Here is a 16335-nt window from a genome sequence, read left to right on the forward strand (position 1 = left end):
CTTCTTCACCTCCACTTAGGATACATAGTCCCCGTTATAGCTGATCAGTACCGCGTTCTTTACACCACCTAGCCCCGAGATCTGGTTAACAAAACGTCCTTCATTATCGCGAAGACGGACCTCGAGAGTCATTTCAATATTCCCAGGGGACACTGTTTTTTGTTTCACATTGTAACGTTTGACGAGTGAACCCATTTGGGAATGCACTAATTGTTCACTTTCATCGCCATCACAGTTAATAACGAGAAGATAAGGGGTATCAGCAGATACATTTTTAATAAAGAAGAACATAACTAGACCGATAATTACCGAACCTACGGCAGCTAAAGTAAAGAATCCTGCACCTGTCACGATACCTGCAACAGCAGCCCAGAACAGAAATATCAAATCGGTTGGATCTTTAATAGGTGTTCTGAAACGGACAATAGAAAGGGCACCGACCATACCGAGTGACAGAACTAGGTTAGAGCTGATTGCGATAATAACCATTGCCGTTACCATCGTCATACCGATGAGCGATACATTGAAGCTCTTGGAATATAACACCCCACTAAATACCCGTTTATAAAGAATGAAGATAAAGAGTCCAATAATAAAGGAGATACCGAGTGTAATTAATATTTTGGTTATACTGATATCTGTCGAGAAGCTACTAGCAACCGACTTTTTAATGATATCTCCAAAGTTTACTGTTGTATCTGTAGTTGTTGTATCCATTGATTAATAATCCTCCCATATGTTTGTTTTAAGATATTTGCGGCAAATAACATATTTGGATGCGGACTGTTGATTCAGTCCCTCTAGCTGTAATGCCACGCGGATGTATTCCGGAATGTATTCATCAAATTTCACTTCAAGTATGATTAAGTTATCATCAATCGCAGGTATTGAATTTAAGGATTCATCAAAGATATTCGTGGAATTAAGCCCTGTTCTTAACTCTTTGTCAAACGTAATCCGAACGTTCCCTCTCGGACAAACATAAGGCTCGCGTGCATAATCCACAATAACTTTGGGTCGAAGTAGATTGTTCCTCATCTCGTAATAGAGCTCTTGAAGTAGAGGTCTATCCGGAATGTTTAATACTTCGTAATTTCCGCTGATGATGGAATCGTGCATATCCCGAGTTAGAGGTTCTTTTAACTTGGCGATGAAATCATTAAACTTAATTTTTTTCTCAAAATGAATCAACTTGTCCGAATTGTTGTATATACGAATTCGATACTTAGACCGATCCCGGATCCCACCTAATTTCTCATGAAGAGCCGTATTGTTAATATCATCAAAATACAAGCTTCGGATATGGTATTCTCCTGTAGGCCCTACATGGGAATCTTGTTCAACAATACTCTTCAGTTTTTGGCGTATAACAAAATATTGATGCCGATTAATCATAAATTTGAGCTCATGGCGATATTTTAATTTCGTGTTCACTAGTACACCTCATTTCCGTATGAAAATCTAAGTTTCGCCGTTTGTTACATAACACATCCTAACAGCCCTTCCTGATTGCTCACTTAAGGCTAACTGAAAATAAACTGAAAGTTTTTACACTGCGTTAACAAATGTAGGCGGAAGGTAGATCGTAATTTGACTTTGCAAGACAATGCGAAGTATCGTTATTCACATACGACGAAAGGAGGAACTGGAGTGAATGTAAGTCGAGATATTTACTGGATCGTGTTCGTATGTATTCTCTTGATCGCTGGAGTAGTTGTCATACAGTGGTTACAAGCAGATGGCAAAGCTTCAACGATCCCTAAATCTTTGGTTACAACTTGGAAGGAAGATCCTCGTACATCCAGGGCCTTCACCTGGTATACAGAAGACCCTACAATTCAGGGGATAGTTCAAATCGCTAAAGGAACCGATGCAGCAGACCTTAATGCCGAAGGTGTTAGTGTCTGGAGTGCTGTTTCAACGGTTATCGACACCGGAAAAGGGAAGCAACAAGGTGTTCATAAAGCGGAAGTAACGGGCTTGGAATCCGGGACGGAGTATATATATAGAGTAGGCAGTGGGGAAGCCGGTGGCTGGAGTCAGCCAGCAATATTTAAGACAGAGGAAGATGACATCAAGAGCTTCACTTGGATTAATGTTACAGATTCACAAGGGGAAGTGGAGTCAGATTTTGATTATTGGGGCAAGGTATTGGATCAAGCATTTCGTATATTTCCTGATTCACGTTTCATTGTACACAACGGTGATCTGACGGAAGAACCCGAGGATGAGGCGGGATGGGATTACTTTTTTAACAAGGCAGAGAAGTGGGTATCTCGGATCCCACTCTTACCCGTTACGGGGAACCATGATGAAATAAACGAAGATGCTGACCGCTTCACGTCTCACTTTAACTTGCCGAATAATGGGGCAAAAGATTCTAATCCTGGGACGACATATTCGATTGATTACGGGAATGCCCATTTCGTATTTCTGAATACAGAATCGAATATCAAAGGCCAGAAGAAATGGCTGCGTGAGGACTTGAAGAAGAATACCAAAGAGTGGACTATCGTGGCTATTCATCGGCCTGCATATGGTGGTAATAGTTATGAGAAAATTGAAGACTGGGTAAAGGTATTTGATGAATTTGGTGTTGATCTTGTGCTCCAGGGTCACAATCATGAATACTCACGTTCTTTTCCTTTGAAGAATGGGAAAATCGTAAATGAAGGACAAGGAACCGTATATGTCACAACGAATACAACGGGGCCAAAGTTCAATGAGAAGAAGAGCGATCAGTTTTACCAAGCCATGCATTTTCAGAATAATAAGGGAATGTTTGCGGGCATTACAATCCAAGGAGGCATGTTGACCTACCAGGCTTACGATGTGGAAGGGCAGAAGCTCGATGAATTTACGCTTGAACATTAGATAAATGACCAGCTGGGTAGTCTTTCAATGAATCATTAGAGAGGAATCATCATTCTTTGACGTTTATTAAATATGGCCCATTCGCGGTATCCGATTTCTAATAAATGTTGTCTTACTCCCTCGAAGTGATCCCCGACACGTTCAGGCTCATGCGCGTCTGATCCAAAAGTGACCTTTACACCATAATGGAATGCTCTCTCCAGAAGTACTCCGTTTGGAACCCAATGCTCATCTGAGGAATTAATCTCGATGACTATGTCATTCTCCGCAATCGTTCGAAGTGTCTCATCAGCAACTTCAGTTTGATATTCTTTATAACCGGATAAATAGCGATCTAAGGCATCCACATGCCCTAAAATGTCATATAACCCGCATTTTGCAGATCGAGCAACATGATAATAATAACTGTTCTTATAGTCTAGTTTGCCTTGGGTGGTCAATTGTTCCCAATACTCGGCATTATAGAGACTATTCCCAGCGAATTCGTGCACAGAGCCAATGACATAATCGAATGGATAACTGCCGATAATCTCGCGATATAAGCCTAAGCAATTAGGGATAAAATCGGCTTCTGCACCGAGAAGAACGTCGATCTTTCCAGCGAATTCATGCTTTAGTTGCAGCACTTCATTTACATAATTGGGAAACTCGCTCTTAGCCATGCATTCACCAGGCGAAGGATGATTCGTTTGCTCCGCGAATAAGGGTAGGTGATCTGCGAGTCCAATGATCTGTAAATTGCTCTCTACTGCGGCAATAACATATTCGCGCAATGTTCCTGTAGCATGACCGCAACGTTCATGATGGGTATGGAAGTCAAATTTCATCATAAACAATCCCCCTTATACGTCCAAATGTGCTTTATCTTGAAACAAACTATAACGTATGATAATATCATTTTCATCACATATCCTCTCTATTTTTTATTTTTTCTACGTATATTACTTTGGTAAGTATCACTAGGGTGAGGAGTCGAGCGAATGGAAATGGAATCTGATTTTTATGAAGCTGCGCTCTTTCACATTGACCGCGAGAGGAAGCTATACTCTAGCATGCCCTCACGTCATTATCATAATGGATACGAGATTTTCTACCTGGTATCGGGTGATACTTGCTATTTTGTCGATGATAAAGCCTATCAGGTTGTAGGCGGGGTCCTCATGATCATCAATATGAATGAGATCCATAAGCTTGTGAATTCAAGTGGTGAAACCTTCGAACGGATTACTTTGGAGTTCAAGAGTGAGTTTATTGAGGGGATTTTCCCGGACAATTCATCGATTGATATCTTCTCTAGTTTTACGAAGGGCTTGCCCATGATCAAGTTATCTGGTCAAGAACAAGGTGCTATTGAGAAAAGGTTTGATACGATGATCCACGAGTACACTCAGCAGCCTCCAGGATATGAATCTTATTTGAAAATGTTACTCTTCGAACTCTTGTTGTTTATTTATCGTAAAATGGAATCTAATCCCCGGCCTGCGTTGAACGAAGCGAATCTGGTTCACAAGAAAATATTCGAAATCGTAGATTATCTGAATCGTCATTACGATGAACAGCATACGATTGGGCAAATATCAAAGAATTTTTATATTAGCCCATCGTACTTCTGCAAAACGTTTCGGGAGAATACGGGATTTACATTTACGGAGTATCTTAATAATGTTCGAATTAAGGAAGCACGAAATCTTTTGACTCATGGGACGGATAAAATATCGACCATAGCGGAGAGTGTTGGGTTTGAAAGCTTGACTCACTTTGGGCGAATCTTCAAGGAAATTACGGGGATGTCACCGTTAAAATACCGGCAAAATTATAAAGTGTAAGGGGTCGTCCCAAAAGCCATCTATGGTGACTTTAGGGACAACCCCTTACATGCATTTTACGATAAATTGTGGGACCGAAACTCAAAACTGGAATCGTTCATGTCCTTAGAATTTGAGATAGAGGATTCCTAAGCAAAATAGCGTTACTGTGATCCGATAGAATCAAATGAATGAAATGCACATAAAGGATTCTTCGGTCATCTCAGGAAATATTTTGATGGAGCGGAGCCGGGGTATTCCCACTTAGCTCGGCACATTCTCGGAATGCAAAATGAGAACAACCTTGGCATTTGTGGCCTTGAATTTTTCCTAAGGCGTAGTTGAGTGCGTCTCCAGTATGCTCGAAGAAGTGTTCCTCACCGATAAATTTTCCACAACCAGATCTGTTTAGAAGTTCCTTCGGTTGTGGTCGAAGTCCTGACACGAGAACAGTAACCCCTCGGTGAGTTAGACGTTTCACCAGTTCAGAGAAATTGGATTCACCCGTTGTATCCATAAAGGGCACATTACTCATTCGGAACAACACGACTTCAGGACCTTGATCATCTTTAAGCTGTAGGCCAGAGTGTTCAAGTGCATGAGAAGCTCCAAAGAACAAGGGGCCATCAACGCTGAAAATACCGATTTGAGGGCAGTCATGCTCCTTTGTTACCATGTGTGCCTTGACCTTATCGTTACTGGAGGAATGGTCCGGTAATACTTTTGCTACCGTAAGTATCTCACTCATCCGTTTGACAAAGAGAATGACAGCCAGTACTAAGCCGACCTCTACAGCAGTAGTTAAAGTGGTGAATACGGTCAGCAAAAAGGTGACGATCAGAATGATAGAATCTCCACTACGTGTCTTAACCATATGGGCAAAAGACTTACGTTCACTCATATTCCAGGCTACCAACATGAGAATAGGTGCCATACTAGCTAAAGGAATTTCTGAAGCATACGGAGCAAATAATACGACGACTAATAACACGATCACGCCATGGATAATGCCGGAGAAAGGCGATACAGCCCCACTTTTGATATTCGTTGCCGTTCGGGCAATGGCACCCGTAGCTGGGATTCCTCCGAATAAAGGGGTAACCATGTTGGCAATACCTTGTCCTATTAACTCACGATTACTGTTATGGCGTGTCCTTGTCATTCCATCGGCCACAACGGCAGATAGTAAGGATTCAATACCGCCAAGCATCGCAATAATGAAGGCTGGTTTTATCATCAGGGCAATACGATCCCATGTTAGTGAAATGGGATGGAAGCTTGGTAATCCACCGGGAATAGCCCCGTAGGCTGTACCGATGGTTGTGACTTGACCAGGAAATAACCATGCAGCAACGAGTGTGGATACAATGATACCTATTAGGGATGCAGGCACTTTAGGTAAGTATTTGGGTGTTAATATAAGTGCAGCCAAGCATATGCATGCAGTCAAAATACTGTATATATTTAGGGTTGGAAGACGCTTGATGATTTCGGCCATATTAGATAAGAAGTATTCATGACGTCCAACATCTCGTAGTCCTAGAAAGTTAGCGATCTGCCCGCTAAAGATGGTTACGGCAATCCCTGCAGTAAATCCAATCGTTACGGGCCGAGGAATGAATTTAATTAACACACCTAATCGAAATACACCCATCAGAACAAGTATAATTCCGGCAAGAAAGCCTGCAATCAGTAAATTTTCATAGCCGTATTGCAGAACGATCGCTAATAAAATGGGAATAAATGCTCCGGTAGGCCCTCCGATTTGAAATCTCGAACCTCCAAAGAGTGAGATCAAAATACCTGCGATAATGGTGGTGTATAGTCCATATTCTGGCTTCACACCAGAGGCAATCGAGAAGGCCATTCCAAGTGGGATCGCAACAATCCCGACAATACACCCAGATATTAAATCCTTGCGAAACGCATCTGCAGTATAACCGCTAAATCGTCCCATCCATTTCATTTTCTGTAACCCTTCTTTTCTCATTTACTTTTTTCCATTTTGTACACAAAAAAAGACCCCCGCAGTTTGCGGAGAAAATAATGGCATCCTTAGTTTTGATTGCGTATATCCTCGAGGAGTGTGATGGACTCCACCAAATGATTGTCGAATATCTGCCGCGCTACAGCTAGCAGATCACGAATCAATGGGTCTCTAAGTGAATATACAACGGTCGTTCCTTCCTTGACCGTGTTAACCAGATTTTTGGACCGAAGTACCGCAAGTTGCTGAGAAACGGCCGAACCCTCTGAACCAAGAATACTCTGAAGCTCGTTCACATTACGGTCTTGCTGGCTCAATACCTCCAAAATGCGAATCCGCATTGGATGAGCGAGTGCTTTGAAAAATTCGGCTTTAAACTGCTGAACACTTTTATCCATCGCCTGTTGTCTCCTTGCCTTATATATTCAAATATCTAAAGTTTTGAATATTTGAACAAATATAATGTTAACATCATTTCCAGTCCATATCTATGACAAATATTACAAGGGATACCAATAGATAAACACCATTTGGAGATTTTGTTCTATTTACGGTATGATATGGGAGGAAACGAGAAATGTCAGTTGCTGATGTCCAAGGTTTCTTTTTAATAGTATGAAGGAGGAACGTTATCAATGAGTGTTCATATCGCAGCAAAACCAGGGGAAATTGCGGAAACGATACTACTACCAGGTGATCCACTTCGGGCCAAGTATATTGCGGAAACATATCTTGAGGATGTAACTTGTTACAATGAAGTCCGGGGTATGCTCGGCTTTACAGGACAGTATAAAGGCAAGAGAATTTCTGTTCAAGGAACCGGAATGGGGATTCCTTCGATTAGTATCTATGTTAATGAATTGATGGATGAGTATAAAGTGAAAAATCTAATGCGTGTGGGTACATGTGGAGCAATGCAAGCCGATGTGCATGTCCGTGATATTATTTTGGCGCAGGCGACTTGTACCGATTCCTCCATGAATCGTCATACTTTCGGCGGGTTGGATTATTCTCCGATTGCCAGCTTCCCTTTGCTGTTGAAGGCTTATGAACTAGCTTCATCGCGTGGGTTGAACCCTCATGTCGGAAACATGTTTAGTTCGGACATGTTCTATAGTGATAACAAAACCTTCACCCAGAAGTTGATGGATTATGGGATACTTGGTGTTGAAATGGAAGCAGCAGCACTGTACACATTGGCAGCAAAATATAAGGTAAATGCACTTGCATTACTTACGGTTAGTGATCACCTTATTACAGGTGAAGCGACAACATCGGAAGAACGTCAAACTTCCTTCAATGATATGATCCAAGTCGCTTTGGATACTGCTGCTACACTCTAGTACGTAGATTAATGGCTTATAACCAAACGACCGCACACGAGTGATTCCCGTGGCGGTCGTTTTGTAGTTATTAAGTCTGTTTCTTCTTAGCATTAGGAACGTCTGCCATATTTTCGTGTGAGTACTAAGCCGAACAACATTCCGATAAACGACATAACGGAGATGGAGAGAAATAATGTTTGTCCACCAAAGACTTCATAGATAGCTCCACCTGCATAAGAGGCGATGATTCCCGATACTCCGAAGAAGAGAAGAGCAAGAACCGTTTGGCCGGTTGCGCGCCATTCCTCGGGAACAATACGGTACAAATATTGAATAGCCGCGGTGTAGAAGACCGGAAAGGTCAGCAACTGGAGAATTTGCAGATAGGCAAGCATATGCGTATCCGTAATCCATGCTGAGATGAAAAATCGTAGGAAGTAAAATGCCGCAGCTATGGATATCGTGAGCAGTTCTTTTCCTTGTCGTAACCACCAAAAGCTTAGAGCGAATACAGCAATCTCACTACCAGCTGCAATAAACCAAGCCTGGCCGACTAATTCCGTACCACCACCCAGCTCCGTAATATATACCCCAAGAAACGTATCGTTCATTCGTGCAGGGACTGAACAAATGAAGACAAGAATAAGGAAAAGCAAAGTTTCCTTGTTTCGCAGAAAATTTTTGAGGCTGCTCAAAGTAACGGGCTTCCCTGATACAGGTGCATCCGGTATGGCCAGGATCACGATAAAGCTCACCAATCCGATTCCCATAAAGAGATAGGCAAGACTATGTGGCCCCAGATAGGACATGATGTAACCCGAGCATAGCGCCATAACTCCATAACCCAAAGCACCATAGGTACGTATAGAGCCATAACTGATCCCGGCAGACTCGGAGATTCTAAAGTTGAGGCTTTCGGTTAGTGGATCAATTGGCATAAGGAAAAAGTACACAAACATCGCGAGTAGGATAAGCTCTGAATAACCGGTAGAAGCGAATAACATGTACCCAACTACGCTAGAACATAACAGCAGAAGAAGTAGCACTTTACGAATTGTTTTGGTGCGGTCACTGATCATTCCCCACAGTGGTTGGGCAATAATGGTGATAATCCCTCCGCTACCTACGATTAATCCAATTTGGGCAGGATTTAGTCCCTGTTGGTCCAGGTAAACGGGGAGAAATGGGATGAACATTGCGAGCAGCGCAAAATATAAGAAATTAAACGTGCGTAAAGGAGTGGTTGGTTTCATAAAGTAATTCCGATCTTTTATGGATTTGACTTCAAGAGTAGTGAATGTCCGTTTGTTATTGTAACATATTTTATTTGACGGGTTGGAATGGATGAGTGAGAATGGTAAACGTGAAGATTGAAATTATAGTGAGCTTGTAAGGAGATCGATGAGAATGAAGCTGGTATCATGGAATGTTAATGGTTTAAGAGCATGTGTGAATAAAGGGTTTAATGATTATTTCAAGGCAATTGACGCAGATATATTTTGCATTCAGGAGACCAAGCTGCAAGAAGGACAAATCAATCTGGATCAGATGAAGGAATATCATCAGTATTGGAATTACGCTGAGAAGAAGGGATATTCCGGAACGGCTGTTTTTACTAAAATTAAGCCGCTGTCCGTGCGCTACGGGTTGGAAGCGGATCAAGAACCCGAAGGGCGGATCATCACACTCGAATTCGAATCCTTCTATCTTGTAAATGTATATACACCGAATGCTAAAAGAGACCTATCAAGACTTGATTACAGAATGGAATGGGAAGAGCGGTTTCTAGGTTACCTTCAGGAATTGGACAAGCTTAAACCTGTGGTTACCTGTGGTGACTTAAATGTTGCACACCAAGAAATTGATATAAAGAATGCAAAATCAAATCATAATAATTCTGGATTTACGCCCCAAGAGCGAGGCAAGATGACGCAATTGCTTGAGTCTGGGTTTGTAGACTCCTTTAGATATCTATATCCAGATCGGGAAGACGTGTATAGCTGGTGGTCCTATATGCCAAAAGTGCGAGAACGGAACGTAGGGTGGAGAATCGATTATTTTCTGGTCTCTTCCAGATTGGCATCTTCGATTATTGACGCACAAATTGATTGCCACATTATGGGGAGCGATCATTGTCCAGTGATTCTAGAATTAGAAGATCAACTTACACAAGGAGCATAAGTAATGAACCAGAATGCTCAGTCATCAAGATCTGTGGGACTTTTTTATATCGTTGGTATTATCGCGATCTCTTTTTCATCTATATTTGTACGGTGGTCTAGTGCAGAAGTGTCAGTCATTGCGATGTACCGCCTTTATTTAACCAATTTACTTATGCTGCCACTGCTCTGGAAATACCGTGGTGAAATCCTTCGGCTAACTTCGAAGCAATGGAAGCTATTAATATTATCTGGGTTGTTACTTGGTATCCATTTCTTATTGTGGATGGGGTCACTCCGTTTGACGTCAGTCGCTAGTTCGACCGTCATTTTAACCTTGGAGCCGATTATCGTTATGCTAGGATCTTTCTTCCTGTTTGGCGCACGGATTAATAGGGCAATGATTGTAGGGATGAGTATTGCATTGATTGGTTCGATTGCCATTGGTTCGGGTGATTTCAAATTATCGGGTGATGCTTTACAAGGTGATCTGTTGTCGCTACTTGGGACAATTGCCGTTGCGGCTCACTTACTTGTAGGAAAGTATGTACTGAAAGAAATGAAAGTCTTTGTATATAATTTCTTGGTTTTTGCAATCGCGGCAACATTGCTGGCTGTATACAATATCTTCAATAGTATTCCGTTTACAGGTTACGCTCCAAAAGAGTGGGGCATTTTCTTGCTGCTCGCTATCGTGCCAACGTTATTTGGACACTATTTATTTAATTGGCTGATGACAATTATTAGCGCTTCTGCCGTGTCGATGGCCGTATTAGGGGAACCCGTATTTGCTTCATTGCTGGCTTGGCTGCTACTTAGAGAAGCGCTCACCCCGCTGCAGTTAGGGGCTGGGATTTTTATTCTGTTTGGCGTATGGATATTTATTCGCTATGGAAAAGAAGGATCCAGCCAAGTAGAGGTTGTAGAAGTTAAGGTACAGGTCGAAGGTGATGTAAAAGAATCTGTCAGTTTACTTTGACAATGATAATCACTATCAATTAGTATGGACATATACTTCTTTTATTCTGAGATGATTATTTCATAGGAGGCGTTGTATTTGTTCATTCAAACGAGAACGATTGTGGTGGAGAAGGGCAATAGTGATAAAGTGGTTTCCAGATTTAGTGGAGAGAGTCCTCTTGATAACATGGAAGGCCTTATTGATATCAGCATCATGGTGAATAGAAAGAGTAAAGAACACGAGGAAGTCGTTGTCATTATCCGCTGGGAATCTCAGGAGGCTTGGAAGAACTGGGAGAAGAGTGATGCACATATACAGGGACATCGGGACAAAAAGGGTCAACAACCCCCTTCCTATATCATTAGCACTGTGGTTAATATGTACGATGGGGAAATTGTTAAGCGGGGCAAAGCCTTTGATTCAATAAATCAATAAAATAAGAAAGGAGCTGCTCGGACAAGTACTTATCCGGGAAGCTCCTTTTGCGTATTAAGCCCAGCTACCTTTACGGAATACAGGTTCAATTGTTCCGTCCGCAAGTTCACCGTCAATTTCCAACTCAGCAGAGCCAATCATGAAATCGACATGAGTTAAGCTAACGTTGGCTCCTCTAGCTAATAATTCCTCTTTGCTTAATTTTGTTCCACCTTCGATATTAACCGGATAGGAACTCCCCAGTGCAAAATGGCAGGAAGCATTCTCGTCGACACCCGTATTATAGAATACTCGGTTTAATTGAGAGATGGGTGAGTCATAAGGAACAAGAGCCATTTCACCGAGATAAGATGCGCCCTCGTCTGTATCGAGCAGTGAAGTCAAATGTTCGCGACCTGATTTCGCATCGTATTCAACGACTTTGCCATCTTTGAAAGTCAGTGTAATTCCTTCAACAAGTCGTCCATTTAAATTAAGTGGGAGTGTACTTGTTACGGTACCGTTGACACCTGTCCGATGAGGCATCGTGTAAATTTCTTCGGTAGGCATATTGGCTACAAAATATACGCCGTCCTCTTTCTCATCGCCACCACCGAGCCATAGGTAACCTTCAGGCATCTCAACATGCAAATCGGTTCCCGGAGCACGATAATGTAGGCTCTTGTAGCGTTTCGTATTCATGTAATTTTGTCTTTTCTTCAATTCACTGATATGCTCACGCCATGCTGCAACCGGATCTTCACTACCTACACGGTTCATGAGGAACACGGCATCCCACATTGCTGGAACTCGTTCTTCTTCTGGAAGATCAGCGAATACTTTATTGGCCCAAGCTCGTGTTGGAGCTTTAATTAACGACCAGCTTACTTTGTTGCTTCGTACATAACCCTGATATTTCTCACGTGCGATTGCAGCGGCTTTGACCGCAGTGGATACCTTGGATGAGTCGATGCCGCGGAATAGTTCCGGATCTGGAACCTTAATATGTAGAATGGCTCCACCGCCCTCGGCGAGCTGTTCCATCATGTCAGCTTGCCACTTTGGATAATAGCTGAAAGAATCATCGGCTGCCTTCTCATAACGGATGCGTGTAACCTGTTCATCTTCCCATTCCACTTGAACATATTTTGCCCCGGCTTCATAAGCTTTGGATACCACCAGACGGGTAAAGTCCACGGTTTCCAAAGGCGATTGAACGATAAGAACTTGCCCAGGCTGAATATTTACGCCTACCTTAATGACCAGTTCCGCATACTTCTCTAACATAACTTCGAAATTTTTCATCATACATTCCTCCATGCTCTTAAAAATAAACCAAAACGAGCCATGCTGCAACTTCAGCAGATCCTGGATAGATAGACCAAGGACCCATCATAATAATTGCGGCATATAGGATTATTTGCTATACTTTTCGCATGAATTTTGATTGGGGGTTTTGTAGATGGCATTGTTGAATTGCTCATTTGCTAGGAAGTCCTCATGCAGAGCCTGATCTGGGGCGATACTTTGCGTGAGGTGCGATAGAATAGATTTCATCGCCCAAACTTATCTTTATCGTTTCTAATAACGGCTTTGCACCTTATATTTTTTTCATTATAAATAAGGGGCTGAAGAGCTATGAGTACACCATTTATTAGAAACCATCAATATAACGTCATTAAGAAACAATCGGAATTTCTTCTGAAAACACTGCGTTCCGTGGCGGATCGGCGGGTCTTGGAGACCGTAAGATATCGTGCTGCAACGATCGTTACGGAAGCATTTTCTTCGCTTACGGAGAATCAGCGGCAGATGCTGGAACAAATATCGACCTTGGAGACAGCGTATGATTTCCAGAGATATCTAAGCTCATTAGAGCCATACCTAGAGCCTTATCCACCGATTACGCTGAAACAAATTCAGAAGTTATTCCCTAAGAATAAGAAACTGAAGTTACCTGATCTACAATCCATCGACTTTCGATATGTGACGTATCTGAGTTGGGTAGATATTGCCACGAATAAATTATTCATTGTGTATCCATTTGAAGGACAGTTCATCGGCATTGAGGGAAGAATCACACCGATTAACCAAAAAGGGTATTGCCTGTTCTGCAATCGGCAACAAGAGCTTGCCTTCTTCTCAGTCAGAACCAAGTCTGCGAATGCTTCGCCGGATAATATTTCTGCAATTGGTCAATACGTATGTATGGAGAACCATGGATGTAATCAGAGTATTACCGATACAGGATCACTGGAGAAATTCATTCTCTCAGTTCGTAAATAATGAAATAAGTAGAAATAGGCTGCCCTTAAGGGCAGCCTATTTTGTTCTATATTCTGTTTTTATGGACACTTTGAAAAATCTTTCTTGTATTACGAATGTAAATCATTACTAACAATTAAAATTTGAATAATTGTTGTCACAATTACATCATTTATGTTTTTATTATAGAGATAGAGAGAAAGAGAAGATGATTAGGAGGATGGAAAGAAATTGGAGTCAACTATGCAAGGAACATCAGGAATTGGACAAAAGCAGATTAAAGCTTTACCCATACTGGTCTCATTATTATTAAGTGGATTTATCGGCATGTTTAGTGAAACAGCACTAAATGTCGCTTTAAGCGATTTGATGCAACTGCTCCATATTACACCGGCGACGGCACAGTGGCTAACGACGGGTTATCTACTTACACTAGGTATTTTAGTCCCGGTCTCCGGATTATTGCTACAGTGGTTTACAACAAGACAGTTGTTCATTACATCACTTGCCTTCTCCATTCTAGGTACATTATTGGCAGCCTTATCTCCAACATTTGCATTCTTGCTTACGGCAAGAGTGGTTCAAGCGATTGGAACCGGGCTATTGTTGCCACTGATGTTCAACACCATTTTGGTAATTATTCCAGCGGAGAAACGTGGAGCCGCCATGGGAATGATCGGTCTAGTTATTATGGTAGCACCGGCGATCGGACCGACTGCTGCTGGATTGCTAATTGAGAACTTGAGTTGGCATTGGATTTTTTGGCTGGCTTTGCCGATTCTTATCATTGCACTTATTTGCGGAATTTTATTCATGCAGAATGTAACGTCGATTACAAAACCTAAGATTGACGCGTTATCGATTTTGTTGTCCTCTGTTGGTTTTGGTGGTATTGTCTTCGGATTTAGTAGTGCTGGTGAAAGTGAAGGGTGGAGCAGTCCTAAGGTTATCATCTCGATTATTGTAGGTGCCGTCGCTCTTATCTTATTCGGAATTCGTCAAATGAAGATGAAGCAGCCGATGATTAATCTACGTGCCTTTAGATTTCCGATGTTCTCACTTGGGGTGCTAATGATCGTACTCTGTATGATGGTGATTTTGTCGTCCATGTTAATTCTTCCGATGTATTTGATCAAAGGACAAGGATATTCTGCGTTTAAAGCAGGTTTAATCCTTCTTCCTGGGGGAGTTATTAACGGGATTATGTCACCGATCATGGGGCGGCTGTTCGATAAATATGGACCAAAGTGGCTAGTTATCCCTGGTCTTATCATTGTTAGCATCACCCTTTGGTTCTTCTCAAGCATATCTGAAGCTTCGACCGTTGCTTTTGTTATTGCGATGCATAGCACGCTAATGATTGGCGTTTCTATGATTTTCATGCCAGCTCAAACCAACGGGATAAACCAACTTCCACGTGAACTGTATCCGGATGGTACAGCTATAATGAATACATTACAACAAGTAGCAGGAGCAATTGGTACAGCACTTGCGGTAAGTATTATGGCGGCGGGACAGAAGAGTTATATGAGTAATGTTACGAATCCAGAAGATCCAGCTCATTTCCTTCCGGCATTTACGAATGGAGTACAAGGAGCTTTCATTTTCGGTATGATCGTTGCTATTGTAGGTCTGATCATGTCGTTCTTCATTAAACGTGTTGTTGTTAGTCACAAGAAATAAGAACAAAAGGGCGCCCAGGAGGCGTCCTTTTTCTATATATAGGAATTTCCTATTAGAATCATATATTCTATATATTTCAAATCATTCGATAATAGATGTAATATACAGGATGAATCGGCATTACAATATGATTATTCTGGGTAAAAGGTGGAACGAAGATGAGTGACTCATTAAAGAGACAATTTGATGCTGTGGCGCAGGATTATGACCTTCAACGACGTCAGTTAATTCCTTGCTTTGATGATTTCTACAGCATGGCCACTTCCGCAGTCCATACAGAACAGAAGGCACCTCGAATATTAGACTTAGGTGCGGGAACAGGACTTTTCTCCTCATTTGTGCGCCTGAAATATCCGGATGCATTGCTGACCTTGATGGATCTAAGTGAAGAAATGCTGAAAGGGGCACGTTATAGATTTAGAGATGATCCTTTAGTTCAATATATTACAGCAGACTTTGCAGCTTATGATTTCGGAGAGCAGCGATATGATGCTGTCATTTCATCACTAGCGATCCACCACTTATCTCATCAGGATAAAAGAACCCTATTTCGCAATGTATTCAACCTTCTACCGGAAGGAGGAATCTTCATAAATGCGGATCAGGCCTCCGGCTCATCTCCTTACTTTGATCTTTATTATAAAGAGCAATGGGAGGATACGATTCGCCGGAATGGCCTTACGAACGAAGTCATAGAATCCGCAATTGAACGAAGGAAGCTAGACAGAAACGCATCTGTGAATGATCAGATCAAATGGTTATCAGAGGCAGGGTTCACAGCGTCAGATTGCATCTATAAATATCATGAATTTGCGTTATTCTACTCACGAAAATAGTTGTGGAAGGGAAGCATGAGAAATCA

At 41.9% G+C, this 16335-nt stretch carries 16 protein-coding genes; 9 read left to right on the forward strand and 7 right to left on the reverse strand.

From position 1 onward, the window contains the following. Window positions 1-15: 15 nt before the first annotated feature. Window positions 16-717, reverse strand: a complete 702-nt coding sequence (locus IEW05_RS00060) for a DUF4956 domain-containing protein (protein WP_188534618.1) — start codon at window positions 715-717, stop codon at window positions 16-18. A gap of 3 nt (window positions 718-720) precedes the next feature. Next, window positions 721-1434 (reverse strand): polyphosphate polymerase domain-containing protein, encoded by a 714-nt coding sequence (locus IEW05_RS00065; RefSeq protein WP_188534620.1) that lies wholly within the window; start codon window positions 1432-1434, stop codon window positions 721-723. A gap of 216 nt (window positions 1435-1650) precedes the next feature. Here IEW05_RS00065 and IEW05_RS00070 point away from each other — a divergent pair, with 216 nt between their 5' ends. Then, a complete protein-coding gene (locus tag IEW05_RS00070; RefSeq protein ID WP_188534622.1) occupies window positions 1651-2874 on the forward strand; it encodes a purple acid phosphatase family protein in 1224 nt (407 codons plus the stop codon). 35 nt (window positions 2875-2909) lie between these two features. On the opposite strand, the gene IEW05_RS00075 is transcribed toward IEW05_RS00070, so the two are convergent. Then, complete coding sequence (locus IEW05_RS00075; RefSeq protein ID WP_229753197.1) at window positions 2910-3704, reverse strand: histidinol-phosphatase; 795 nt, start codon at window positions 3702-3704, stop codon at window positions 2910-2912. Between the two features lie 150 nt (window positions 3705-3854). On the opposite strand from IEW05_RS00075, the gene IEW05_RS00080 reads away from it, so the two are divergent. After that, window positions 3855-4700 (forward strand): AraC family transcriptional regulator, encoded by an 846-nt coding sequence (locus IEW05_RS00080; protein ID WP_188534624.1) that lies wholly within the window; start codon window positions 3855-3857, stop codon window positions 4698-4700. 202 nt (window positions 4701-4902) lie between these two features. Here the strand turns inward: IEW05_RS00080 and IEW05_RS00085 are convergent, their stop codons facing one another. Together IEW05_RS00085 and IEW05_RS00090 are read right to left on the reverse strand one after the other, a co-directional pair. Then, complete coding sequence (locus tag IEW05_RS00085; protein WP_188540605.1) at window positions 4903-6645, reverse strand: SulP family inorganic anion transporter; 1743 nt, start codon at window positions 6643-6645, stop codon at window positions 4903-4905. Between the two features lie 89 nt (window positions 6646-6734). Next, window positions 6735-7064, reverse strand: coding sequence for an ArsR/SmtB family transcription factor (locus IEW05_RS00090; RefSeq protein ID WP_188534626.1), 330 nt, complete (start codon window positions 7062-7064; stop codon window positions 6735-6737). A gap of 237 nt (window positions 7065-7301) precedes the next feature. On the opposite strand from IEW05_RS00090, the gene deoD reads away from it, so the two are divergent. Then, window positions 7302-8009: a purine-nucleoside phosphorylase gene (gene deoD / locus IEW05_RS00095; protein ID WP_188534628.1), complete on the forward strand. Its 708-nt coding sequence runs from the start codon at window positions 7302-7304 to the stop codon at window positions 8007-8009. A gap of 92 nt (window positions 8010-8101) precedes the next feature. Here the strand turns inward: deoD and IEW05_RS00100 are convergent, their stop codons facing one another. After that, complete coding sequence (locus IEW05_RS00100; RefSeq protein ID WP_188534630.1) at window positions 8102-9244, reverse strand: MFS transporter; 1143 nt, start codon at window positions 9242-9244, stop codon at window positions 8102-8104. Window positions 9245-9398: 154 nt separating this feature from the next. Here IEW05_RS00100 and IEW05_RS00105 point away from each other — a divergent pair, with 154 nt between their 5' ends. From IEW05_RS00105 to IEW05_RS00115, 3 genes are all read left to right on the forward strand, one after another. Beyond that, a complete protein-coding gene (locus tag IEW05_RS00105) occupies window positions 9399-10172 on the forward strand; it encodes an exodeoxyribonuclease III (protein ID WP_188534632.1) in 774 nt (257 codons plus the stop codon). A gap of 3 nt (window positions 10173-10175) precedes the next feature. Beyond that, entirely contained in the window at window positions 10176-11129 is a 954-nt protein-coding gene (locus tag IEW05_RS00110) for a DMT family transporter (RefSeq protein ID WP_188534634.1), read from the forward strand. Between the two features lie 78 nt (window positions 11130-11207). Further along, window positions 11208-11546, forward strand: coding sequence for an antibiotic biosynthesis monooxygenase (locus IEW05_RS00115; protein WP_188534636.1), 339 nt, complete (start codon window positions 11208-11210; stop codon window positions 11544-11546). Window positions 11547-11600: 54 nt separating this feature from the next. Here IEW05_RS00115 and IEW05_RS00120 read toward each other — a convergent pair whose 3' ends face one another. Further along, the gene (locus IEW05_RS00120) at window positions 11601-12830 is read right to left on the reverse strand and encodes an aminopeptidase (RefSeq protein ID WP_188540607.1); all 1230 of its coding nucleotides are present in this window, start codon (window positions 12828-12830) and stop codon (window positions 11601-11603) included. Window positions 12831-13163: 333 nt separating this feature from the next. On the opposite strand from IEW05_RS00120, the gene IEW05_RS00125 reads away from it, so the two are divergent. From IEW05_RS00125 to IEW05_RS00135, 3 genes are all read left to right on the forward strand, one after another. After that, entirely contained in the window at window positions 13164-13811 is a 648-nt protein-coding gene (locus tag IEW05_RS00125) for a FusB/FusC family EF-G-binding protein (protein ID WP_188534638.1), read from the forward strand. A 222-nt stretch (window positions 13812-14033) separates the two neighbouring features. Continuing rightward, on the forward strand, window positions 14034-15473 hold the full coding sequence (locus IEW05_RS00130) for a DHA2 family efflux MFS transporter permease subunit (RefSeq protein WP_188540609.1): 1440 nt from the start codon (window positions 14034-14036) through the stop codon (window positions 15471-15473). 158 nt (window positions 15474-15631) lie between these two features. After that, a complete protein-coding gene (locus IEW05_RS00135) occupies window positions 15632-16309 on the forward strand; it encodes a class I SAM-dependent methyltransferase (protein ID WP_188534640.1) in 678 nt (225 codons plus the stop codon). The last annotated feature ends 26 nt before the right edge of the window (window positions 16310-16335 follow it).

This window comes from Paenibacillus segetis (assembly GCF_014639155.1).
Taxonomy (GTDB): Bacteria; Bacillota; Bacilli; order Paenibacillales; family Paenibacillaceae; genus Fontibacillus; species Fontibacillus segetis.